21 protein-coding genes, 1 tRNA gene, 1 pseudogene and 1 riboswitch are annotated in these 23,626 nt (G+C 56.1%); of the genes and pseudogenes, 11 read left to right on the forward strand and 12 right to left on the reverse strand.

What is annotated here, in order from left to right:
- A partial coding sequence (locus AC2FPW_RS00410; RefSeq protein ID WP_496812214.1) for a trypsin-like peptidase domain-containing protein occupies window positions 1–447 on the forward strand: 447 nt, incomplete at its 5' end.
- Window positions 448–1,000: 553 nt separating this feature from the next.
- Here the strand turns inward: AC2FPW_RS00410 and AC2FPW_RS00415 are convergent.
- The 3 genes from AC2FPW_RS00415 to AC2FPW_RS00425 form a co-directional block, all read right to left on the reverse strand.
- Window positions 1,001–1,077: transfer RNA gene (locus AC2FPW_RS00415), tRNA-Met, on the reverse strand.
- Between the two features lie 55 nt (window positions 1,078–1,132).
- Window positions 1,133–2,131, reverse strand: coding sequence for an alpha/beta fold hydrolase (locus AC2FPW_RS00420; protein ID WP_496812215.1), 999 nt, complete (start codon window positions 2,129–2,131; stop codon window positions 1,133–1,135).
- Window positions 2,132–3,598 carry a flavin-containing monooxygenase gene (locus AC2FPW_RS00425; protein ID WP_496812216.1) on the reverse strand — a complete coding sequence of 489 codons (1,467 nt, stop codon included), beginning with the start codon at window positions 3,596–3,598 and terminating at the stop codon, window positions 2,132–2,134. It abuts the gene before it with no gap.
- A gap of 228 nt (window positions 3,599–3,826) precedes the next feature.
- Between AC2FPW_RS00425 and AC2FPW_RS00430 the strand changes: the two genes are divergently transcribed.
- The 4 genes from AC2FPW_RS00430 (at window position 3,827) to AC2FPW_RS00445 (ending at window position 8,026) form a co-directional block, all read left to right on the forward strand.
- On the forward strand, window positions 3,827–5,374 hold the full coding sequence (locus tag AC2FPW_RS00430; RefSeq protein ID WP_496812217.1) for a trimethylamine methyltransferase family protein: 1,548 nt from the start codon (window positions 3,827–3,829) through the stop codon (window positions 5,372–5,374).
- A gap of 71 nt (window positions 5,375–5,445) precedes the next feature.
- The gene (locus AC2FPW_RS00435) at window positions 5,446–6,549 is read left to right on the forward strand and encodes a mandelate racemase/muconate lactonizing enzyme family protein (RefSeq protein ID WP_480831418.1); all 1,104 of its coding nucleotides are present in this window, start codon (window positions 5,446–5,448) and stop codon (window positions 6,547–6,549) included.
- 14 nt (window positions 6,550–6,563) lie between these two features.
- Window positions 6,564–7,295, forward strand: a complete 732-nt coding sequence (locus AC2FPW_RS00440; protein WP_496812218.1) for an SDR family NAD(P)-dependent oxidoreductase — start codon at window positions 6,564–6,566, stop codon at window positions 7,293–7,295.
- Window positions 7,292–8,026: an SDR family NAD(P)-dependent oxidoreductase gene (locus AC2FPW_RS00445; protein ID WP_496812219.1), complete on the forward strand. Its 735-nt coding sequence runs from the start codon at window positions 7,292–7,294 to the stop codon at window positions 8,024–8,026. The genes AC2FPW_RS00440 and AC2FPW_RS00445 overlap by 4 nt, the downstream gene beginning before the upstream one ends.
- A 2-nt stretch (window positions 8,027–8,028) precedes the next feature.
- On the opposite strand, the gene AC2FPW_RS00450 is transcribed toward AC2FPW_RS00445, so the two are convergent.
- Genes AC2FPW_RS00450 through AC2FPW_RS00465 form a run of 4 tightly spaced genes read right to left on the reverse strand, consistent with a single transcriptional unit; the run spans window position 8,029 to window position 12,503 of the window.
- Window positions 8,029–9,369, reverse strand: coding sequence for an NAD(P)/FAD-dependent oxidoreductase (locus AC2FPW_RS00450; RefSeq protein ID WP_496812220.1), 1,341 nt, complete (start codon window positions 9,367–9,369; stop codon window positions 8,029–8,031).
- Window positions 9,366–10,862, reverse strand: a complete 1,497-nt coding sequence (locus AC2FPW_RS00455) for an aldehyde dehydrogenase (protein ID WP_480773122.1) — start codon at window positions 10,860–10,862, stop codon at window positions 9,366–9,368. The genes AC2FPW_RS00450 and AC2FPW_RS00455 overlap by 4 nt, the downstream gene beginning before the upstream one ends.
- 5 nt (window positions 10,863–10,867) lie before the next feature.
- Window positions 10,868–11,785: a dihydrodipicolinate synthase family protein gene (locus AC2FPW_RS00460; RefSeq protein ID WP_496812221.1), complete on the reverse strand. Its 918-nt coding sequence runs from the start codon at window positions 11,783–11,785 to the stop codon at window positions 10,868–10,870.
- Between the two features lie 7 nt (window positions 11,786–11,792).
- Complete coding sequence (locus AC2FPW_RS00465; protein ID WP_480557693.1) at window positions 11,793–12,503, reverse strand: GntR family transcriptional regulator; 711 nt, start codon at window positions 12,501–12,503, stop codon at window positions 11,793–11,795.
- Window positions 12,504–12,669: 166 nt separating this feature from the next.
- Between AC2FPW_RS00465 and AC2FPW_RS00470 the strand changes: the two genes are divergently transcribed.
- Window positions 12,670–13,620: a GlxA family transcriptional regulator gene (locus AC2FPW_RS00470; RefSeq protein ID WP_496812222.1), complete on the forward strand. Its 951-nt coding sequence runs from the start codon at window positions 12,670–12,672 to the stop codon at window positions 13,618–13,620.
- 890 nt (window positions 13,621–14,510) lie between these two features.
- Here the strand turns inward: AC2FPW_RS00470 and AC2FPW_RS00475 are convergent.
- The 5 genes and pseudogenes from AC2FPW_RS00475 to AC2FPW_RS00495 form a co-directional block, all read right to left on the reverse strand.
- A pseudogene (locus AC2FPW_RS00475) lies at window positions 14,511–15,020 on the reverse strand (ABC transporter ATP-binding protein); the annotation flags it as partial.
- The gene (locus tag AC2FPW_RS00480) at window positions 15,017–16,048 is read right to left on the reverse strand and encodes a FecCD family ABC transporter permease (RefSeq protein ID WP_496812231.1); all 1,032 of its coding nucleotides are present in this window, start codon (window positions 16,046–16,048) and stop codon (window positions 15,017–15,019) included. The pseudogene AC2FPW_RS00475 and the gene AC2FPW_RS00480, both read right to left, overlap by 4 nt.
- 14 nt (window positions 16,049–16,062) lie before the next feature.
- Window positions 16,063–17,067 (reverse strand): ABC transporter substrate-binding protein, encoded by a 1,005-nt coding sequence (locus tag AC2FPW_RS00485; protein WP_496812223.1) that lies wholly within the window; start codon window positions 17,065–17,067, stop codon window positions 16,063–16,065.
- 153 nt (window positions 17,068–17,220) lie between these two features.
- Window positions 17,221–17,413: riboswitch (cobalamin riboswitch) on the reverse strand.
- 550 nt (window positions 17,414–17,963) lie between these two features.
- Window positions 17,964–19,793 (reverse strand): P-loop NTPase fold protein, encoded by a 1,830-nt coding sequence (locus tag AC2FPW_RS00490; protein WP_496812224.1) that lies wholly within the window; start codon window positions 19,791–19,793, stop codon window positions 17,964–17,966.
- A gap of 160 nt (window positions 19,794–19,953) precedes the next feature.
- Window positions 19,954–21,312: a hypothetical protein gene (locus AC2FPW_RS00495; protein ID WP_496812225.1), complete on the reverse strand. Its 1,359-nt coding sequence runs from the start codon at window positions 21,310–21,312 to the stop codon at window positions 19,954–19,956.
- 158 nt (window positions 21,313–21,470) lie between these two features.
- On the opposite strand from AC2FPW_RS00495, the gene AC2FPW_RS00500 reads away from it, so the two are divergent.
- From AC2FPW_RS00500 to AC2FPW_RS00520, 5 genes are all read left to right on the forward strand, one after another.
- Entirely contained in the window at window positions 21,471–22,142 is a 672-nt protein-coding gene (locus tag AC2FPW_RS00500; protein ID WP_496812226.1) for a hypothetical protein, read from the forward strand.
- Window positions 22,143–22,344: 202 nt separating this feature from the next.
- Window positions 22,345–22,518: a hypothetical protein gene (locus AC2FPW_RS00505; protein ID WP_496812227.1), complete on the forward strand. Its 174-nt coding sequence runs from the start codon at window positions 22,345–22,347 to the stop codon at window positions 22,516–22,518.
- Window positions 22,511–22,702, forward strand: a complete 192-nt coding sequence (locus AC2FPW_RS00510) for a hypothetical protein (RefSeq protein WP_496812228.1) — start codon at window positions 22,511–22,513, stop codon at window positions 22,700–22,702. Before AC2FPW_RS00505 ends, AC2FPW_RS00510 begins: the two co-directional genes overlap by 8 nt.
- Window positions 22,703–22,739: 37 nt before the next feature.
- Window positions 22,740–23,282 (forward strand): DUF6538 domain-containing protein, encoded by a 543-nt coding sequence (locus tag AC2FPW_RS00515; RefSeq protein WP_496812229.1) that lies wholly within the window; start codon window positions 22,740–22,742, stop codon window positions 23,280–23,282.
- A gap of 132 nt (window positions 23,283–23,414) precedes the next feature.
- The coding region (locus AC2FPW_RS00520) for a helix-turn-helix domain-containing protein (RefSeq protein ID WP_496812230.1) at window positions 23,415–23,626 on the forward strand (212 nt) is incomplete at its 3' end.

Here is a 23,626-nt window from a genome sequence, read left to right on the forward strand (position 1 = left end):
ACCAACTGCTCATGCACCATTGCTACCCCACTGGATTCAAACAGGGAATCCCTCACGCCATTTGTGCAACAAAGCCCGTATGCTGGTCTCCTAGGTGGACTTAACGTTACTCGCGGGTCCGTTTCTTCTTTGAGGGGCCTGGGACGCGACTTGAGCACCATGCAGATTACTAGCCCCATTCAAAGCGGAAACTCAGGTGGTCCTTTGCTTGCATCCGATGGCGAGGTGGTCGGCGTGGTTGTCGCAAAACTGAACGAGCGGGTAGTTACTGACGCTCTCGGAGATACGCCACAGAACGTAAACTTTGCCGTACGAGGAGAGATTGCAAAACTGTTCTTAGCTCAGAATGCCATTAATCCGATTCTCAGTTTGGAAGACATTAAATTAGAACCTGAGGAAGTTGCCGAGTTAGCTGCCAGCTTCACGACCTTTGTAGAATGCCGTTAACCATTACACGCGCAACCAACCCCTTTGTGGCACGTATAGTTCCGATTGATGCAGCTATTCCCACAAGCCTTGCCCTTTCGGCACACCTTGCAACACGCGGCGTTGTACACCTTTGCGTCTTGCTTGCTGCTCATTAGGTTCCAAAAGGGCGCTGTGGGTATTGGCAGTTTGTTAGGCTTTTCGGGTTGATTCTGAGCAAATGCAACTGCGGATGATAGGACAAGAGCAGAAAGGCTGAGTAAATTAAGGTGCTTCACAAACATTCTCCGTTAACAATGTGTTAACTTTTGCATAGCGATGAAGAGTTTGGAAAAGGCATTATTGAGGCATCTTTTCAGCGCAAACGAATTCAGCATCGTTTCGAGTTTAATGCGGGATCAACTGCTTCACCGCCATTTTCGTTTGGGGATGGGGCCGGTAAGTCCAAAAGCAGCAGATGGCTAGTTGCGCGCGCTTCAAGTTGCATCAAATTTTGAATGTTGGGCGAAATGTTGGGTATCTAGAGACGCACCAGAGCAAATCTATTTATTTTAAGTATCTTGCAATGAGATGGTGGTAGCGGAGGAGGGACTTGAACCCCCGACACGCGGATTATGATTCCGCTGCTCTAACCAACTGAGCTACTCCGCCGTGAGTGAGAGGCGATGTAAGCGAGGGGCCGGGGAGGGTCAAGAGGGAAATCGCCCTAACCGGGGAATTCTTTCACGGGCTCTGTCGCCGTGTCCTGCAAGGGCGTCTGACGGAATATCGTGGTATCCACCGTTCTGCGGATAAACGCGGCGCATATCTCCGGTTCTGTGATCAGGATCATATGACCCAGACCGTCAAGCTCTTCATAGCTCAGACCATATTTGACCATCGGCGGTCCGTGAAGGGCAGGGGACAGAAGTGCGTCCTGACGACCATACAATATCCCACCGGGGACCGATAGCTCAGGATATCTGGCCACCAGCGCATCGCAGCTGGCATCCAACCCGATAACGTCCTGCGAGGCCGTGACAAAGGCCGAAGGGCGCAGCCCGAGCGCGCCACCCGCCCGGTCCAGAAAGTCATTTGGAGGGGTTTCAGGATCAAATGCCACGCCCAGACTGTGCGGCGCTGTTTTTGAGGCCATGGGCACTGCAATCGTGTTGGCAATCAGACTGCGCAGCCATTTGGTCCGAATCTCGAGCGGTTTGAAGATCACCGGTGTTTCAGGCAGCCTGTGCGTTAGTGGTGCTAACAGAGCGAGGCTGGATACCCGCTCGGGGTAATCCAAAGCCAGTGCCAGCGACACCGCACCGCCCAGTGAATGCCCGACCAGCACGGCCTGATTCACGCCTTTGGTTTCAAGAAACTCAGCTATCATCGCGGCCTGCTGCGGCAATTGTGCGAGTTCTGCCGTATCCCGGGTTGAATATCCGCAACCGGGGCGATCCAGCGCGATGACGTGGAAATCCTCGGCCAGTTGATCTGCCAACGCGTAGGTAAAATGCTGTAACTGCCCAGCCAGACCATGAATCAGGATAACCGTCTGCGCGTCCGTATTGCCCTTTTCCACATAGTGGATGCTACCGCCCTGCACGGGCACGATCTGGCCCATCTGCGGCACGGTTTGCCCCTGACGGGTTATACGCCGGGTCCACAGGGCCATGGTCAGAAGAAAGACGGCAAAGGCCGCAACCAGGCTAAGAAAAATTGTCATCTAGCTGTCTCCGGTCCTAATAGGGATGTATTGCTCCAATCCCGATTGTGACATGCGTTTCTGAAATTCGGCAACTGTTCCGGGCCAAAGCGTCGTGTTTTGCCCATCCGCATCAATGTACCAGGATGTGCAGCCTCCGGTCTGCCAGACACTGTCCGCGTGGCGGTCCTGCATTTCCCGTGTAAAGGCCGCCTGTTTCGCCGCATCGGGGGTGATCACCGACAGTTCCTTGCGTTGCATCTCGCTCAGAACCCGACCGATATGCCCGACCTGGGCTTCGATCATCAACACGACCGAATTATGCCCAAGCCCGGTATGAGGCCCCAGAAGGATGTAAAAGTTGGGAAAACCGGCTATCGCCGTGCCCAGATGAGCAGACATCCCGTTTGTCCAGGCCGACCGCAGCGTTAGCCCATCTGTGCCAGTAATATCCAACCTCTCTACGACATTGGTGACCTGAAACCCGGTGCCCCAGATCAGCGCGTCTGCCTCTGCCCTGGTGCCATCTGACGCGAGGATGCTGTTGCCATCGATACTGGCAACGCCGTGCGGAATGACGCTGACATTGTCGCGGGCCAGCGCCGGGTACCAGTCATTTGAACTGAGAATGCGTTTGCACCCAATTCGATAGTCCGGGGTCAGAATGCGCCGTTCTTCTGGGTCGGCAATCGCGCCTTCCAGCGATTTTCGCCACATCTTCAGAGCAAAGTTCATCGCGCGTTCCTCGCCCCTGAACACGCGGTGACGAAACTCGAAGAACATGAAAATCAGCTTGCGCCGGATGCGCGGAAGCAGGGGAAGGTAGGCATATAGATTGCGCACCCAAGGCGCGATCGGTCCGTCAGGGCGCGGCATGACGTAAGGCGCGCTGCGCTGAAAAACGGTGACGTGGCGCGCAACCTTGGCAATCTCGGGCACGAACTGAACGGCTGACGCCCCGGTGCCGACAACGGCCACATGCTTTCCGGTCAGATCGACGGTGTGATCCCATTCGGCCGAATGAAAACAGGGGCCGGGAAAGCTGTCGGCGCCGGGAATGTCCGGAATGCTGGGATGATGCAGCGCGCCGATGGCCGAGACCAGAAACCGGGCCGACCAGAATTGGCCATCCATGGTTTCGACCTGCCAAAGCGTGCCATCCCATTTCGCCGATTTCAGCGCCTGCCCAAAGTGGCAAAGATCATACAACCCTTCCTGATGCGCGACATTTTGCAGATATTTCTGTATCTCTGCGCCACCGGCATAGGCGCGGCTCCAGTGCGGATTAGGGTGGGTCGCCATGGAATACAGATGCGAAGGAACATCGCAGGCAACGCCAGGATAGGTGTTCTCGCGCCACGTGCCACCGATATCTTCGGCCTTTTCCAGAATGGCGATATCTTTGATGCCACGTTTGCGCGCCTCAAGCGCCATCGTCAGCCCCGAGAACCCGGCACCGATGATCAGCATCTCTGTCGTGTGGTGCATTGAAGCGCCCCTCCTGAAACAACTTTATGGATATCTGTTGCAGATGTCTGCACGTGATTGGCAGTGAAGTAGGTCACACAAGGTAAAATGACTGAACGACCTTACGTGAACAGACATGTTGAAAAACCGTCATCAGGGCGGTGTCGCTTCCTGCAAACACATATCGCAATCAGAGAGGTGAACGGCGCGCAATTCCGTCAGTCTGATTCAAAACAGGAGGATTGCCCCTTGTCGACCCGTACTCTTACACGCGCTGGTGGGCGTTCCGCGCGCCGCGCTCTTCGCACCGCGCCGAATTTTGACATGCTGCCGGGGCTGACACGCGGCATCCCGCATTGCGAAGTTATGGACGGAAGTCAGGTTGAGCTTATCGACAAGGCCGCCATGGATATTCTGGAGAACGTCGGTGTCCAGTTCCGCGACCCGACCGCAGTGGAAGACTGGAAGAAAGCGGGGGCAAAGGTCGAAGAAGAGCTGGTCTTTCTGGACCGCAACATGGTGCGCGAGCTGATCGCGACCATTCCGGCGCAATTCACCTATCACGCGCGCGATCCGCAAAAGAACCTCGCTCTCGGCGGCAAGCACTCGATCTTCGTGCCGATGACCGGCGCGCCGTTTCTTCGTGATCTTGACGACGTGCGCCGGAACCCGACGCTGGACGATCTGGCGATGTTTCACAAACTGTCGCACATGATGCCCGCACTGCACAGTTCGGCCCATCATATCGTCGAACCTTACGATCACCCGATCAGCCAGCGGCACTTGCGCATCACTTATTCGTCGATGAAATACTCGGACAAGACCTTCATGGGTATGACCACCTCGCCCAAGAATGCCGTGGATGTGATGGACATGTGCGATATCCTGTTCGGCGAAGGTTTCATTGATGACCATCCTGTTACCACCGGCAACTGCAATGGCAACAGCCCTCTGGTCTGGGACGAAACCATGCTGGGAGCGCTGCGGGCCTTCTGCCGTCGCAATCAGCCGGTTTTGTGCTCGCCCTTCGTTCTGGGCGGTGCCAATACGCCCGCATCGGTACCCGCAACCGTGGCACAGCTGACCGCCGAGGCGCTTTCGGCGCTGGCTTACACGCAGGTGATCCGCAAGGGCTGTCCGGCGATCTGGGGGCACTATCTGTCAACCGTTTCGATGAAATCCGGTGCACCGATGGCAGGGACGCCTGAAATCAGTCTGATGAATTTCATGATTGGTCAGATGGCGCGTTTTTACGATGTGCCATGGCGCACTTCGAACACGCTGGGCGGGGCCAAGACGTTTGACGCGCAGGCCGGGTACGAATCCGCGACAACTCTGGGCGCTGTTCTGCACGCAGGGGCCCATTACATCTGGCATTCGGCAGGCTGGAACGAGGCGGGGATGCATTGTTCGGTCGCAAAGTTTGTGGTGGACGCGGAACAATGCGCGATGGCCTATCGGATGGCGGAAGGTCCTAAATGGCACGATTTCGATCAGGCGCTGGCGGCGGTTTCTGATGTGGGTCCCGGCGGACACTATCTGGGTCATCCGCACACGCAGGACAATTTCCAGACTGCGTTCTTCATGCCGGAACTGTTTGACAACAACTCGATCGAACAATGGGTGGCGGAAGGCGAAGTTGAAATCACCGAACGCGCCCTGAATTACGCGAGGAAGCTTTTGGCCGAGTATCAGGAACCCAAGCTGGATGAGGCAAAGAACGACGCCCTTCTGGACTATATCGCCCGCCGCGAGAGGGAAATTCCGGCAGCAGATGAGCTGAACCAGACATACTGATGCAAACTCCCAGTGCTGGCCTGCCCGAAACACCGGGCGGGTTCTTTTTCGTTCAAGACCAAGAGACCAAAATGAAGATCGCTGAACTGCACATCTACAGCCACGACCTGTCGGTCAAAAACGGACCCTACACCATGGCCAATGCACAGGTCTGGTCCTTGGATACCACGCTGGTGAAGGTTGTGGCGGACAACGGTTTGGTTGGCTGGGGGGAAACCTGCCCAGTTGGGCCAACATATGCCGAGGCGCACGCAGCAGGTGCCCGCGCAGCGCTTGCCGAAATGGCCCCTGGCTTGATCGGGGTCGAGGTACTGCCCCTGTCCCTGCATCGCCGGATGGATAGGCTGCTGAACGGGCATGCCTATGCTAAGGCGGCCATCGATATCGCGGTGCATGACCTGCTGGGCAAGCATCTCGGCGTTCCGGTCTGTGACCTGCTGGGCGGTGCGACCACGAACAAGGTACCATCCTACTACGCCACTGGCGTCGGCGCGCCCGATGACATTGCCCGGCTGGCAGGCGAAAAGCTGGCAGAAGGCTACCCCCGTCTGCAGATCAAGGTTGGGGGTCGCCCGGTCGAGATCGACATCGAAACCATCCGAAAAGTCTGGGATGTGGTCAAAGGATCAGGCATGCGACTTGCCGTCGACGGCAACCGGGGCTGGACCACGCGCGACGCCCTGCGCGTCAGCCGCGAATGCCCCGAAATCCCGTTCATCATGGAACAGCCCTGCAACACCATCGAAGACTTGCAGAAGATCCGGCCTCAGGTCGCACACGGTATATACATGGATGAAAACAGCACCAGCTTGAACATCGTGATTTCGGCAGCGGGCACCGGTCTGGTCGATGGGTTCGGCATGAAGGTCACCCGCATCGGCGGTCTGCATCCGATGCGCGCTTTCCGCGACATCTGCGAGGCGCGCAACCTGCCACACACCTGCGATGACAGCTGGGGAGGAGACATCATCGCTGCCGCCAGTACTCATATCGGTGCCACCGTTCGGCCCGACCTGCTGGAAGGTGTCTGGCTGGCTGCGCCTTATATCGAGGGAAACTACGACCCTGAAAACGGCATCCGGATCAAAGGTGGGCATATTGAACTGCCAACCGGGCCGGGGTTGGGCGTGGTTCCTGATGAAGGCCAATTCGGTGCTCCGGTTGCATCGTTCTAACATTGGATGACTTTATGAACCTGAATGGAAAATCGGCTCTGGTCACTGGCGCAGCCGGTGGCATCGGGGCGTCAATCGTTCAACGCCTGCGCACCGCGGGGGCGCGGGTCGCCGTCGCAGACCGGTCGGTCGGTGGCATCGAGGCTGAGGCACATCTGCCCGGCGATTTACTTGATCCCGCCTATTCTGATTGCTTACCTCAGGCTGCGGCTTCGGCGCTGGGTGGGCTCGATATCGTGATCAACAATGCAGGCGTCATCACGCGCGGGTCGGTCACGGAAACGTCTGATGCGGATTGGTCTCTGTCACTGGGGGTCAACGTTGAAGCGCCCTTTCGAATCTGCCGCGCCGCGATTCCAATCATGGCCGAAGCAGGGAGTGGGGCCATCGTCAACACCGCGTCCTGCTGGGGGTTGCGTCCGGGCCCTAACCACGCCGTGTATTGCGTGACCAAAGCGGCCATTGCGTCCTTGACCCAGTGCATGGGCATGGACCACGCCCATCAGGGCATCCGCATCAACGCGGTATGCCCGAACGAAGTGAATACTCCGATGCTGCGCTCGGGCTTTGAAAAGCGGGGTTTTGATCCCGATTCCGCGGTGGCCTCGCTGGGCCAAACCGTACCGCTGGGCCGGATCGCCGAACCGGAAGACATCGCCGACGTGATCATGTTCCTTGTCTCGGACGCATCGCGCTATGTTTGCGGTACGTTGGTCGAGGTCAACGGAGGGAAGCCCGTTTCATGAGGCGTTTCGATGGAAAAGTAGCGCTGGTCACCGGCGGGCGTAGCGGCATCGGTCAGGCCATCGCCCGACGTTTGCAAGACGAAGGTGCACAGGTCTTTACCGCCCAACGCGGCGAGGACAGAGAATTCCATGGAATCGCTGCTGATTTCACCGATCCCAACAGCCCCGAGCAGGTGGTCGGCAATGTGATCGCTGAAGCCAAGCGTCTGGACGTGTTGGTCAACAACGCCGGCATGATGCAGGAAGCCTCGGTCGAGGAAATGAGCCTTGAGGACTGGCAGCGTATCCTGGCGGTCAACCTCACCGCACCGTTCCTGATGATCAAGGCCGCACTGCCCTACTTGCGCAAAACCAAAGGCACCATCGTCAACACCGGATCCATCGAAGGTTTGGGCAGCAATCCCGGCCACGCCGCTTACTGCGCGTCCAAAGCAGGGTTGCACGGCCTGACCCGCGCCGTTGCCGTGGATTACGGGGCCGAAGGCATCCGATGCAATGCCGTTGCGCCGGGATGGGTCGATACCGGGCTGAATGAGGATTTCATCGAATCCAAGCCCGACCCGGCTGCATTCCGTCGCGACATTGCCAAAATCCACCCTGTCACCCGGACGGGACGTCCTGAAGAAGTTGCGGCGCTCGTCGCGTTTCTGGCATCAAAGGATGCAGCTTTTGTCACCGGGCAGGTCTATACGGTGGATGGAGGGCGCATGGCGAAGCTCAGCTTGCCTTGACCTCATTCCTTGCCTGACCGCCATTCTTTCCAGATCAGATAGCTGTTTACTCCAAACGAGGCGAACGGCTCGGGTGGCAATCGCGGCAGGTCCGGTTGCGCCAGAAAATGATCTGCAATCTCTGATCCACCTTGCAGTACCAGTTCTGCCACCCCTATTCCCTGCAAGGTGCCTCGAGCGATACCCAGACCGTTCTGACAACAGGCCGAGAACACACCATCCTTCAATTCGCCAAACGCCGCAGATCCGTTGCGGCTGAGGCACAGCATACCGGCCCAGCGATGCTCCATCTGCACATCTGACAGATGCGGAAAGCGTTCCCTGAACTTTCTGTCATGCACCCAGCCTGCATTGCGCAGCCTCATTGGACTGGTTTCGATCGTTGGATGAAAGCTTGAGCAGGTGCGAATCAGGATGCGATCCCCATAGCTTCCCGAGATACGCCGTACCGACGTCCCCATTGGGTTCGCAGGCGTCACCGACCAACGCGACTGCCCGCCCATTGTCTTGATCTGCGCGTCGGTCAGCGGCGCTGTGAGCGAGGCATAGAGGCATATGTGCATCACCTGCCGCTGATAGAACCCAAAGCTCTCCAGATGGCCATTGTTGGCCAGAATGATCCGCCCGGTGCTGACCTTGGCCTTGTTGGTGCTGACCACCCAGCCTGCGCCTTGTTGTTCAATACGGATGACGGGTGAATGCTCGAATACATTGATCTGCCCGGCCAGACGGGCAGACAGCGCCCGCACATATGCCGCAGGCTGGATCATCACTGTTCCCGGCGCATAAAGCCCCGAGGTATAGTGCGGGCTGCCTGTGATCTCTTGCATCTGCTGCTGATCATAAAGCGTATGCGGCTCGCCCAGTTTGTTCAGGTGCGCGGCAAAGGCGCGGTTATGCGCGTCGCCCGCTTTGGTGGCGGCGGCATTGTATTTGCCGCAAGGGTCGAACATTTCCTGTGGCAGCCCGCAATCCGAGGCCACTTCGGTCGCAAAGGCAATGGCCTTGCGGTTCAGCGCAATGGTGGCGCGATCTGCCTCTGATCCCTTGCCCGCGTAGTTATCCGAGGCCAAATCATGGGGCAAGTCGATCATGAACCCCGAATTCCGGCCTGCCGAGCTCTCCGCGAAGCGATCGGCTTCCAGCAGAACGATTTTCAGCGAAGAATCCAATTGATGCAGCCGCCGTGCCGCGCTGAGCCCGGCAAACCCGCCGCCAACTATTGTGATATCCGCGGTAAGGTTCCGTTCCAGCACCGCCAGAGGTGTTTGGGGCGGCAGAATCGCGTTCCATCCCGACGGACCTGTCTGCCGGGGTAGCCTTTTGGCGTCATGTCGGCTCAACCGACGGCCTCATCCGCGTCATCGGCCAGATCGATCCAGATGGTTTTCAACTGGGTGTACTGATCATGCGCGTGGATCGAGTTATCACGACCCCCAAAGCCCGATTGCTTGTAACCACCGAAGGGTGTCGTGATGTCACCTTCGCCGAAGCTGTTCACTGTCACGGTGCCTGCGCGGATCATCCGCGCACCTCGAATGGCGCGTTTGACATTGGCCGTGAAGATCGAGGCGCATAAGCCATAGTCGGTGTCGTTCGCGATCTGGATCGCTTCATCGAAGCCCGAGACTTCAATTACCGACAAGACAGGGCCAAAGATTTCCTCGCGCGCCAATGCAGCGTCGTTGCCGGGCACTTCGACCACGGTGGCCTCGACAAACCCGTTGTCTGCCTTGCCACCGATCACCACGTTCTCGGCCTGATCCAGATAGCCACAAACCTTGGTGTAGTGATCTTCGCTCACCAGTGCGCCCATGCGGGTTTCGGGGTCGAGCGGGTCGCCCGTGTTCCATTGTTTGGCGTGATGCGCGATGCGCTCCAGCAGCTCGGCCTTCACTTTCTTATGCACGATCAGGCGTGACGAGGCCGAGCAGTTTTCACCCATGTTCCAGAATGCGCCATTGACGATATGCGCCGCCACCCTGTCCAGGTTTTCGGCATCGTCCATCACGATGGCTGGGTTCTTGCCGCCCATCTCCAAGACCACCTCTTTGGCGTTGCTTTCCGCCGAATAGGTCAGAAAGCGTTTGCCGGTCACGGTTGAGCCTGTGAAGGATACCATGTCGATATCCATGTGCCGCCCAATGGGTTCGCCCACCTCGGCCCCGCCACCGGGAACGATGTTCAATACACCGCGTGGCAAACCGGCCTCCATCGCCAATTCGGCAAGGCGCAGGGCCGTCAAAGTGGTTTCAATCGCCGGTTTCACAACAACCGAACAGCCTGCCGCCAGTGCTGGCCCTATCTTCCATGCCAGCATCAGCAGCGGAAAGTTCCACGGCAGCACCAGACCGACGACGCCGATTGGCTCGCGCACCACCATGGCGATGTGATCGTCGCTGGCGGGCGAAACCTGATCGTAAATCTTGTCAATCGCCTCGGCGTGCCACTTCAGGCAGTGGATCGTCTCGGGCACATCAACAGTTTCGCAGTCAAAGATCGTCTTGCCGCTGTCGATGCTCTCCATCACGGCCAGTTCACGGGCGTTGCGGGTTATCAGCTTGCACAACCTGATCAATATATCCTTGCGATCAGACGGATGCAGCTTGCTCCAGCGGCCATCGTCAAACGCCTCACGAGCTTTCGCGACCGCAAAATCCACATCCGCTCCATCGCAGGATGCGATATCGGTCAGTTTTTCACCGGTTGCAGGGTTCTCTGTCGCAAAGGTCTGGCCCGAGAACGACGGACGGAATGCGCCGTCGATAAAGGCACCTGTCGGCAGGTTCAGACCTGCGGCGATGGATTTGTATTCGTCCTGTGTCAGCAGATCCATGTTTGTCACCCCTCAGCCACGATGTCAGCGATTGTCTTCGTCAGCACGCGCGTCACCTGTTCCAGCGCGCGCTTGTCATCTTTGTTCAGGCCCTTCAGTGGAGGCCGCATGATACCCGCGTCGATCCCGTTCATGGTGACGCCATGCTTGATGGTCTGGATGAACTTGCCACCCTGTTCCAGCACCCGCATCAGCGGCATCATCGCAGACATGATGCGGCGCCCTTTGGCAAAGTTGCCTTCGATCACGCAGGCCTCATACAATGCCACATGTTCTGCTGGCAGGAAGTTCGAACCGCCGCAGACCCAGAATGGTGCGCCCCAGGCGAAAAACTCCAGTGCCTGGTCGTCCATGCCGCAGCCCAGCTGGATATGCGGATAATCCCGCGCCAACAGATGCACCCGGTTGATATCGCCCGAGCTTTCCTTAATGCCGCAGAAATTTCGGCTCCGACCCACGCGGTCAAGGAACTCTTCCCCCATCATTGTGCCGGTACGGTGCGGATAGTTGTAAAGCATCACCGGCAGGTCGGCGGCCTTGTCGATGGCCAGCGCGTTCAGCGCGTTTTCGCGATCCGTCGGTACCGAATAGGGCGGGCTGGCCAACAGGATGGCGTCCGCGCCGATGTCGCGCGCGCCCGCGGCCAACGCAATCGAGTCCGAAGTCAGCATCGCGCCCGTGCCAACCACCAAGGGCAACCGCCCTTTCAGGTGCTGATGCGTGAATTTGGCCAGTTCCAGCCGCTCCGCCACGGTCTGGGCATAATTCTCACCTGTGGATCCGCCGGAAATCAGGCCGTGCACACCATTTTCGATCAGGTATTCGATCACGTCGGACAGGGCGTCCCAGTTCACGCTACCATCGTCGTGATAGGGGGTGATCACAGGGGTATATATCCCTTCAAACTTGAAAATCGGGTTCATTCCGTCCTCATGCGGGTTTCGAAAATGGTGGGATACCCATCGGCACATCCAGCGCGTCAGGCATCACGAACATCCCGATCTGATCCCGGGACAGGTTCCAGTGATCCTCGGCCAGTTTCGCCGCCGCGGCTTCATCGCGTGCCTCGATGGCTGCGATGATCGCGTCATGCTGTTGGCTGGCCAGCGACAGGTTTTCGGACATTTCAACTGTCTGTGGCCGGTAGAATGTCATGCCAATCCGTGCATGATCGATCAGCAGCCGGTTGAATGACGGCAGCAGGTAGACATTGCCGGACATCTCTCCGGTCACGTCATGAAAACGGTTGTTGGCAAGTGCGCGATCTTCGGCCGACCCTGAACGAAGGGCAGCTTTGAATGCTTGCTGAGCCGCTTTCAGTTCTTCGATTTGCGCGTTAGTCGCGTTCACTGCCGCCAGACGCAGGATGGCCCCGTAAACCATCGGCGCGGCAAGGAAGAAATCGCGCAGTGTGGTGTAGGACATTTCCGAAACACGGGCACTGCGGTTTTTTCGCAGATCCAGATAGCCTTCGCCAGCCAGTTGACGAAACACTTCGCGCAGAGGCGTGCGCGACAGGCCGAATTCATCGGACAGATGCGCCTCATCCAGATCGTCACCTGGACGAAGGCGCAGCGTCAGGATGGACATCTTCAGGTGTTCTCTTAGCGCATTTTTGCGCGACTTGGCTTCGTCTTTCATCCTTTGGCCTCACTAAGTCCTGTGGCAGCTGCGTTCGAATCGCGGAGGTCACAGTTTTGTATTTCTAAAAAATACAACTTGTATACAAAAAAATCTCGTGCAGCATGGATGTCTGCAAAATAGACTCACGTTCGGGCGTCGGCCCAGTTTGGAAATGGTCCTGCTCATGCCTCAGACGCAGCACTTCGCCTTCATCCTGGTCGAGGAGTTTTCGCACCTCGCCTTTTCCTGTGCGGTCGAGCCGCTGAGAATCGCCAACCTTGTAAGTGGCGAAGAGCTGTATCGCTGGTCATTTGTATCCGAACAGGGCGAGCAGGCCGTGTCTTCCAATGGGTCCGTCACCCTCGTGCATTCCGGACTTGAGGAACTGTCCAAGTGCGATCAGCTCTTTGTTTTGTCGGGCATTCACATGCGTGACCACGTGACCCGTTCCCTTCTGGCCACACTGCGGCGCGAACGAGCGCGTGGAACGCGGATCGGGGCATTGTGTTCCGGCGCGTGGCTGCTGGCCGAGGCCGGGTTCCTCAACGGTATGCAGGCGGCGATCCATTGGGAATACCACGACGCGTTCATGGAAGCCTTTCCGGATATCAATCTGGTGCGCAGCGTCTTTGTCGCCGACGAAAAACACATTACCGCATCAGGTGGGACCGCGACCGCAGACCTGATGCTGCACCTGATTGAACGCGACCATGGCGAAGAGCTGGCCACCGATGTTGCGGATCAAATGGTCTATAACACGGTGCGTAATGCGACCGCCAAGCAGCGCGTTTCGCTGCAGTCGCGCAATGGAATGCGCAATGCCCACCTGGCAAAGGCGATAGACATTATGCAGGACAGCCTGGAAACCCCAGTTTCCCCATCCTACATTGCAGACAAATTGGGTATTTCCACCCGTCAACTTGAACGGTTGTTTGGCAAATACCTAAACACTTCCCCTAAAAGGTACTTTATGGAAATGCGGCTGGAACGGGCCCGGAAGCTGCTTTTGCAAACCGAGGCGTCGGTTACCGAAGTCGCCGTGGCCTGCGGCTTCGAAAATCCGGGTCATTTCTCTAGGGTATACAGGTCCAGTTTCGGCATCACGCCGCACGCGCAACGCAACAAGATCAACTGAAAAAGATGGGTTGCTGGTTCGCGCTTACCGGCGGGGGTGCCGCGATCTGTTGGCCTCGAACTGGCCTGATCTGGCACCCCCTGATCCTGCCGGGATACCCCCTCGTTAAAAACTGGACTAGTCAACAGACCGGCAGGATTACCCACCAATAAATCTCGATATAGGCATAAGTACATCAAGAACTTGTCATCTAGAGATTTGTTGTGCCCTGTTTCGTTAATCTACTGTTAATTTAAGGCTCAGATTGAGGCTTTGATTGTGGGTAATCTGCAATATCGACATGCGGTCGCCGCAATCTGTTCAACCTGATGGCGTTTCGTGACTTGGGTCAGGCCTCAGAGGTTTCTAAAAGGAATCTGTTTCACGGTTCAAAACAAGTAGTGAACACATCACTGAGGTTTGGTCGACCCACGCTCGGACAACGCGCCTGCCGATCATCTTTGAAGGCAAAAAACGAACGAATCCAATCCAGGTCAGAATCAAGACAGCATTCGACGGGCAACTTGACGGGTTGTGAGGAAACCCAGGTCAAGATTGCGCGCCGTTGGAATATGGCTTTGAGGCCGTAGATTGTACGTATCTGACATTCTGCGCTGACGACACTGATATCCTGTACGACCAGAAGCGATCGGAATCCGTCAGTCCAGATGATAGGACAGAAACCGTTCTGTCCCGCCGGTACTATACCCCCACTGCGCTTTGACACCGAAAACTTCTGAAACGGTTTCCAAAGACAGGGCATGTTCGGGCGGGCCAAGAGAGACCAGCCGCCCTTTTGACAAAACAGCCACCCGGTCACAGGCCATCGCCTGATTCAGATCGTGGAGTGCCATCACTGTCGTCACTTTTAGAATTCGAACACAGTTCAAGATCGACAGTTGGTGATGAATGTCCAGATGGTTGGTCGGTTCGTCCAAAAGCAAGAGTCCCGGTTGCTGAGCCAAAGCGCGTGCGATGTGCAGTCGCTGGCGCTCTCCTCCCGACAATGTCGCCCATTCTCTGTGTGCCATATCGACCATTTCCACGGTTTGCAGGGCTTTGTCGACTTGCCAGGTGTCCTCGGCGCGCCACGGCCGTAAGGCCGACAGCCAGGGCGTGCGGCCCAGTTCGACCACGGATCGTGCAGTCACGCGTTCGGCCGTATCAGCCTGTTGTTCAACGATGGCAATCCGTTGGGCAATTTGTCTGCGCGACAAATGCGAAACGGGATGACCCGCTATGACGACTTTTCCTGAAACCGGACGTACCAACCCCGCCAGCAGGCGCATCAGCGTTGATTTCCCCGAACCGTTAGGTCCGACCAAAGCAAGTGTTTCGCCGGGCTCCACGACAAAGGATACGTCTGACAGCAAAGTCTTGCCGCGAACGGAATATGTCAGGTTTTGCGCCTCGATCTTCATCGGGCGCTCCTCTGGCCGCGCACCAGAATTACGGCAAAGGCAGGCGCACCGATCAGGGCAGTAACCACCCCAATCGGCAGAACCTGACCCGGGATGATGATGCGCGACACGATATCTGCGCCGATCAGGAAGACCGCTCCGATCAAGGCGGCGGTTGGGATAAGCCTGCGATGCCCCGGTCCCACAAGGAACCGGGCAGCATGAGGGATGACCAGCCCAACAAAGCCAATGGATCCGACGACAGAAACCATGACAGCTGTTGTAAGTGCGGTCGCAAAGATCAGGGTTGCCTGCACCCGACGTACCGATATGCCCAGCGAGGCCGCTGAATCAGAGCCGAAAATAAAGGCGTCCAGTGCTCTGGCGTGAAAGCGGCAAATGAGCCAACCGACAAGGGCCACCGGAATGGCCAGATACACATCCGGCCAGCGCACGCCGCTGAGGTTTCCCATCAGCCAGAACATGATCCCGCGCGCCTGATCGGCATTGGCGGATTTGGCGATGATGAAGGCCGTCAGCGCATTGAACAACTGAGACCCGGCAATTCCCGCCAGGACGATCTGTGCCGTCGCAGCCCGTCCGCCCCCTGCGCCAGCGGCTCGGGCCAGTAACGCGACAAAACCAAAAGCCAAAAGCGCGCCATTGAACGCGCCAAAAGACAGCGACAAGGCCCCCCCACCCAAACCAGCGATGGTTACAGCCACGGCACCCGTCGAGGCCCCGGCAGAAATGCCCAAAATGTAAGGGTCGGCCAACGGGTTGCGCAGCAAAGCCTGCAACACGACCCCTGCGACAGCCAGACCGGCACCGCAGGACGCAGCGACCAGAGCGCGAGGAAGCCGGTAGCTCCAGATAATACCCTGATCAATGGGGTCGACGGGCAGGTCCGCTCCGGCCAGCTTGTTGGCCAGAACGGACAGAACCAAATCGGGCGACAGAGAGGTCTCCCCGATCATCGCGCCCGCAAGAACCGCCGCAATCAACAATGGCACGGTAAAGCACGCAGCCTTGAAACCCTGCCGTAAAATTGCGGCGACCTCGTTCACAGGTTGTTTCCGATGGTATCCAGCTTCTCGGCCAGATCCTCCAGTGCCGGGATTGCGCGGATGGTGGCGTCCATGGCCTGCGCATCCATAATGACGATCCGGTCATTCTTGACCGCATCCATCTGGCTGGTCACCGGATCAGTGCGCAGGAACTCCAGCTTTTTCAGGTAGTCGTCCGCAGCAAAGCGACGGCGGTCCATCTTGGCGATAACAATCACCGTCGGATTGGCCTTGGCAATGGTTTCCCAGCCCACTGTTGGCCATTCTTCATCCGTCTCGACGACGTTGCGGATACCCAATTTACTCATCATGTATCCCGGTGCGCCTTTCTGTCCGGCCACAAACGGGTCGCTTTCCATTTCGGGAGAGGAGAACCAGAATACGGCTGACACATCGTCCAGCTTCACGGTTTGCGCCTTGGCGACGGCTGCGGCTTCGCGGGCCTTGTACTCGGCAACCAGGTCCGTGCCGCGTTCGGACACATCAAAGGCTGCCGCCAGTTCTTCGATACCCTGATACAGCGTATCGGTCGAGAACGCCTGCAGGCGGGTGCCATCGCCGCCGACCGTATTGTCTTTGCCGATGCAATCTGCAGGCATTACATACGTTGGAATGCCCAGTTCGTGAAATTGCTCACGCGTGGCGACGATGCCCTCGGGTCCGACATGCCACTCATATTGCGCTGCGACCAGTCCCGGCCGCTTGGCAACAACGCTTTCAAAGCTGGGATCATTGTCCGCCAGACGCTCTACCTTGGCATTCACCTCGGCATATTCAGGCAGCACCTCGTTGAACCAGACCGAAGTTCCAAGAACCTGCTCGCCCACACCCAGCGCATAAAGCACCTCGGTCGCGGCTTGGCCGACCGTGACTGACGACGTCACTGGCGCGTCAAACGTGACCGAGTGACCGCAGTTTTCGATGGTTAGGGGAAAGTTTCCTTCGGCGGCAGCGCTGGTAGCCAGCAAGGAAAGGCCAATCAGGCCAGTGCGTAGAAACATGACAATCGATCTCCATGTGTCAATGACCAGAGAACGGGTGAATGGGCATTTACCGAAGCAACAGACGCTTTACTGCCTGCTGTGAGCGCAGGGTAGAAAATAGACCGCCCGGCGCGTTTCTTCGGCAACCTCCCCGGACAACCCCGCCCGGTGTGTTTCGGTTTCATACCGGCAGGTCTCCTGACTGACGGGTCTTTGTCTGTCCTGTCTTCCCAGACCAAAATGGCCCAGTGACGGAAATGGACAGCGCTCGCCGCCTACAGTTGCGGGGGCAGTTCCGGTTGGCACCAAAAGGCACCTCGGATTCCCTCTTAGCCACATCGGGACCGGTAAAACGCGGGTACCTTAACACTTACCCTGCGGCAAGAAAAAACTCCGGGGTCTTTCCTATTTTCTCGCAAGAGCATGGACCTGCGCGTCTCAACATGGCGCTGATATCAGAAAAGCCGCTGAGAACGCGCCAATATCCGGACCCGGATTCATAGTGTGTGATATTAGGGAAAATCATGGCTGGGGTGGTAGGAATCCTTGCCCCCCGATGAAACCTTAGAACTTTTCCAACTAGCCCGAGAAACTGGGGCGGTTTCGGGGGCATTCTGCTGAGCGAATCGACGGGCATTTTGACCGCTAGAGAGACCCGTTACGAGACCGCTAGAGAACCGCCAACTGGCGCAGGACAGGACCGCTGACGAGGCGTTTCGGGGGCTGACGGGGGGTGGTGTGGGTGCAAGGTAAAGAATGAAAGGGAAATGGGCACAGAAAGCGAGCTTTGCAAAGTTTGGCGGTTTTCACCGCTGTCACATACTTCGTGCGAATTCCTGAGTTGGAAATCGGCCACCTTTGTTGTTCTAATCGGTGCGTGCAGGCTGAACGACATTGAACCACATAGCTCACTCTTATTGTTCTTTCGTCGGAGCACCCCCTCCGATGTCGGTAGGCTCTTGAAACCTCCAACAATACTTGAGTGTAAGTTGTAAATGCGCTTGGGCAATAGGACCGTTCTCTTTGGCAATTCGGGTCATTTCCTCGCGTACTTGCAACGCCCATTTCCGTTCGTCTTCCCACTTGTTGTCGGGGCCATGGCGATCAGACATCTTGCCAAGAACCTGGCAAAGCTCTTGCGTATTGCCTTGCTTCAAATGCTTCATGGCAACTGCAGCAAAGCGTTTAACATCGAGGAGATGAAGAATGGGAACGCCGTAGAATGAATCTTCGTCGTTGACGTATCTGAATTTGAGATAGACTTGCGAGATATCGTCTTCAAACGCTTGCAACAGCGTTGACGTGATCTCGGGTAGGCTAGCCTCATAGCCCTCGATCTGGGCTGTCCTCATCGCATCAATGATCTCGTAAAACTCGTCGTTAGCATCACATCCATATCCCCCAAAGGAAAAGTGTTTTCCGCGTAGCCCCCAACCAAACTGTACTCCCAGCTTAGCAGGTGGAATTGCGTCTCCGGCTCGCAACTCTGAAACACGCTTCAATATGCGATCCTTCAGTTGCTGGCGGTCTTCCGTGAAGGCGCCATATTCTTGCAAGCGCAGAACTGTGTCAGCAAGTTGAAGGTAAGGTCCAGGTTCGATGGGCGTCTTGGCGAAAATGTAGTTATTAATTTGCTCGATTAGCGCGCCAATCTCATCCCAGCCCATGTCGCCCCAATGAATTGCTACTTTCCAAAGCGGGTTTTCTTCTTGAGGTTCAAATTGACGGGTTGCTTGAATGATCGCCTCCAATTGGGCGGGGTCGATATAGCCCCTCACAAACAGTGGTTCATCAAGTGAAATCGGAAAGGCAGAGCCACTATGGGCGAATATGTCTGCACCCTCGTGCCGATCAATTAGTTGTCTCAGATTCTGAAACTCTTCATTTTCCTCACCAGCTCCAACGACCACACCGCCCCCCCTGTGAGATAGCTGTTCTAAACTGATCTCGTCTCTCGCCAGTGCCATCGAAATAGACAGGTATGTTCGAACAAAGCGTGACATTGCATCTTGAGCAGAAAACCTCGCGCTCGCAATAGTGTCGAGGAGATGCGCGCAATCACGAACAGAACTTCGCAGCAGGCGAAGGTTGCCGTGATCCGCCTGGTCAAAAACTTCTTTCACGATAGATGCGTGATCCTTCAGGTACGTTTTGCCGTGCCCTTCCGGGACATCTTCAAGGAACGTTGGAAATGCTGCGGTGAAGTCGGGCAAAATCCGGATCGTCCGCCCAACGAGCTTTTCTTTCCGTTGACGAAACCGTTCTTGTTCCGGATGTTCACCAGAATGCACAAGGATAATGACGCGCTTTTGCTGATGCTCAACAAAATCATTGATCAGACCAAGAGCTTCTTCCGGTGGCAATGTTGCTCTTTCAAGATCATCGAAAATGAGTGTTTCCGGTAGTTCACTGATCATACGCTCTTCAAGGTAGTCACGCGTCAAACTGCCGAGGTCACCCATCTTGAAAACACGCGCAAAAGCGTCGGCCATCCCCGCCAGCCTTTTCGCGGACTCAACGTCCAAACTCTCCTTGAGAAGCGCTCGGCGAAATCCAATAGCGTCAACTACCCCATTGAGCGATACGTAGCGTACTTTGTGGTGTTTCGTGTCTACTTCACAAACTTGTCGTACAAAGTGCGTTTTCCCCGCGCCCCAGGGCGCATCAACTAGTAGGGCATAGCCGGGTTTCGACATGGCAAGATATGCGCTAATCGCACCTTTCGCAGCATCATTAATGCTCATGAACTTACCCATAATGATTGAAGCTCGCTTACTCGAGCAGGTGCAGAACGCTTCTGTGCTTCACCTCTGATTGCATGAATATCTTTCCCGTTTCGGGCTGATAGAGTGCTGAATTCTCCTAGTTGTGGAGCTTTCATAAAACACTTTTTGGGGGCTTAAGTCAGCCTTCGAAGTCCTCCGCATCCTCGGCAATTGCATCTGTGGAAACGTCCTCAGCTGTTGGTTTGTCATGTTTGATTCTGGGCGCTGCCTTCTTCCAAACAGACAAATTTGAACCCACTTCCCCGTAAAATAGCGGAACGACTTTTTCTAAGTCTGATATGAAGTTAGCCTGTTGTGTGAAACGCCCGCCGAGGCGTTTGGATAGGAACACATGGAAGCCGTGCGTAACGAGGTGGTCTTTACCTTCTTGGCAGATATCGATGTCTTCCCGTAATTCTGAAACCAAGTGCTGCGTCGGCTCGCTGGCACCAGGCCAAAGCAAGCGAATATACAGCCCCTCCATGTTTTCGACCTTTATCTGTCGCAGAAGCCAATTCAGCCGGGCTTTTGTCGACTTCTTATCTTCAGGCGCGCGGATGGTCATACCGACGTCGACGCACCGTCGTTTCAGGTCTGCGGTGACTTCGATGGGGGCCGCCGTGTCCGGCACATCCAATGTGCATTGGAGCTGGTGGTGTTCGCGAAGCATCATCAGTTCGTCTTTTTTTCGCTGAGCCGGATCATTGATGTGCTTGCGCGACAGTTTCTCACTAACGGATGTTTCCACCAATCGGCTCAAGATTAGCGACAGGTCTCGGGTTTCCTGATGCCAAGCGTCGACTACGATCTGTGCCTCTGGCGACCGTGCTGGAATGACGCCGCCAGACGACACCAGTTTGTTGAGATCGCCCCATTCTTTGGGCATCCTATGAAAACCCTGAACGCCAGCACTCTCATGGTTGAGGAAGCGCCTAAGCTCATTCAGCAACAGTAGTTGGTCCTTGTCTTCAACCTGCTCATTGCTGATCAGCAACTCTGCAGTCGTGACCACATGCATCCATGACCAGTGATACACGGGAATCCTGGACCTGCTCTTCCTGATTTCCTCAACAGGGTGCGCCGTCGGCGTAGTCGCGAATTGATTGGATATTGTGATGACGCAATCGACGCCGTTCTCTTTGGCAAGAACACGGTATCTTTCAATTTGCTCGGCATCGAGGGTGTTGTTCCCAACTTTGGTTTCAACAAGGGCCTTCCACTCGCGAGAGCCAACCTTCAGGACAATCAATCCGTCGGGTCGGTCCTTAATTGTCTTGGACTGGTTTTTGAATACTACCTCGGTGAACGCATGAACCTGTGCCCGTCTTCCGCGCTTCTGGCCCACCGATTGAAGCAATGCGGCTCCCAACTCTTCAATCTGAACCATACAGGCCAGCACAATAGACGTTGTGCGACCTTCCTTTGATGTGGTTGACAGAACAGGGAACAAACGGGCGGCTTCGCCTTGAGCCAGGTAATCTGGCAACTTCTCAGTCATCTATATGCCTACAACTTGAAATTGAATGTTATCTCTCAAATAGACAGTCGGTTCAGCTTTCCGTCAAGTTTTCAATGAGGTATCGTCCTCAAAACGTTGAGGGATACAACCTCTCTTGTCGTTGAAAGACCACGGCTGTCAGGGAGTAGCGCATTTCAATGAAGTTCCATTCTGACTGGAAACTCACGCAATGGCAGTCAGTTGAACGAATTGCCAACAATGACTTAACACGCGTCGTCGCGTTGGTTCCGATCATTGGGTATATGATCCTTTTCAACGACCAAGTTGCTGAAATCATTTCATATCGAATGATAGCTGGAGTTGAACCGAGTGCAGAAACACCATTTTTCCTAACTGGTATAGCCAAGATGAGGTTGGTTTTCTTTGGTAGTCTGCTCCTGTTCTTTTCCAATCTAATTTTTAAGGCATTTCGTCCGCAGATCTTAGAGTTGGCCAAAGGAGACATGGAGTTCGCCGCCAGAGTAGGAGAACGCTACAGCGTCCACGAGCTTGCAGACATGGAAGCGCAAGTATTTTCCGATCACTGGAAGCCGAGATTGCCTTTATTTTGGAAAGTGTTTGACAAGTTCAGGAGTAAAAAACCGGTGGTGTCCGGCTACAGACCTGATGTTCGTTCTCATATGATTTCGCGACATGGCGACTATATCAGCTACTTGGCGCGAGAATGGTGGACAGGAGAGATGCACACATTCCGTTTGGCTCGCTTCGCGTCACTAAGTCTAGGCATCGCTGGAGGTTTCCTACTAGCGATTCCGACACTAGATATCACCCAAGCCGTGGTCAGAGACATTATTCTGAAACTTTGGTGATTTGGCTAGTGGCCGCATTTGAAGTCGGCTCAATAAAGAATGACTGCTACGGGCTGGCTGCGGCTATTGGCAAACGTGAAGCGAACGGCAAAAAAGTTCCTCAGGTCAGACATTCGCCCATAGAAAATTTCATGTCCGCACCACCCAGAAACCGAGGAACTTCCTGCATCTAAATAAAGAAGCAACTGCAGGAGTTTGATCCATGAAGTACCTGTCTGCCCTCGGCGTTGTCGTCGGGGGTTTTCTTTTGCACCCACCGCCCAAGGCTGTCCTGACGACGATGCTTTGGGTGGTCACACGGTCCCACCCCGCTGTCTCGGCGCTGGTTCTGCTGGCGGTCCTCTGGACGTGGAAACACGGAGGCGATGATGGCTGAACTTGAGTTGAACCCCGGTGACGTCGTGGTCGTCCGCGCCTTCGATGACGTCCCTGAACATCTGTTCCGCGTAGACGAGGTGTTCGAAGACTGCGTGACCGGCTTTGCTGTCACCGGCCCTCTGGCTGGTACCTACGGCGAACCGGCCCTCGAGATGATCGTTCGACTCATCTCCACTGACTGAACCCAACCCAAATCCTAAATCTGAAAGGAGGAGACTCATGTCTGCTCACATTCGCTATGCCTATCTGAAGGGTCATACGTGGCTCTACCGACGAAACTATCCCGTCGACGTGGCTCTCGCGCTGGGCGCTCAGGCGCTGAAGCAAAGTCTCAAGACCGGTGATCGTAACACCGCCCGCGTTCGTGCCGCTGAAGTTAATGCCCGGTTTGAAACGCTGGTGGAGCAAGTCCGGGGCAAGGCAGAGGAAGCCCTGTCTGGTACAGAGAGCGGCGCTAACGTTCCTGATTGGGTTGACCAGCCAGAATCGTCTCTCGTCCGTCTCCGGGCCACTCTGGGGGACTCTGGCACAGTTCTGGATGGCCCTGCCTTCACCCGACCCGTCGTGCCGGTAAAGGTGGCGGTCCGTGACCTGAGCCGCGCCTATCTTGTCCGGCGCAGTAGTCAATTGCGACCCAGCGGGTTCAAGTCGGTCCGATACTCCGTCGGGCTGTTCACGAGCCGATATGGTGACCGAACGGTTTGCAGCCTGACGCGGGCAGAGGGGCGAGAGTTCCTGTCAGCGATTGTGACTGCCGGATGAATTCTCCCCAAAACGGCCGAGGTAAAATTCCCCAGTTAGCGTGCTGAGGTGTTTTGTTCGGGGGGCATGCCCCCCGAACAAAACGTCGGCCAAATTACCGCCTGAAGAGAAGCCATAGGAGGTCGATATCGGGTGGTTGAACTGAGGAGGATCGTTTTGATCCATGATTTGAAAAGACAGGGTTTGTCGGTGAGCGCAATCGCGCGGCAGACCGGGTTGGACCGTAAGACAGTCCGTAAATATTTGGACCGGGGCCTTGAGGTCCCGGTTTATGGGCCGCGTGACCCGCGCCCACGACTTCTGGAGCCTTATGAGGGGTATCTGTCAGAGAAGATCCAGGATTG

The sequence above is a fragment of the Ruegeria sp. SATB027 genome, assembly GCF_059613825.1.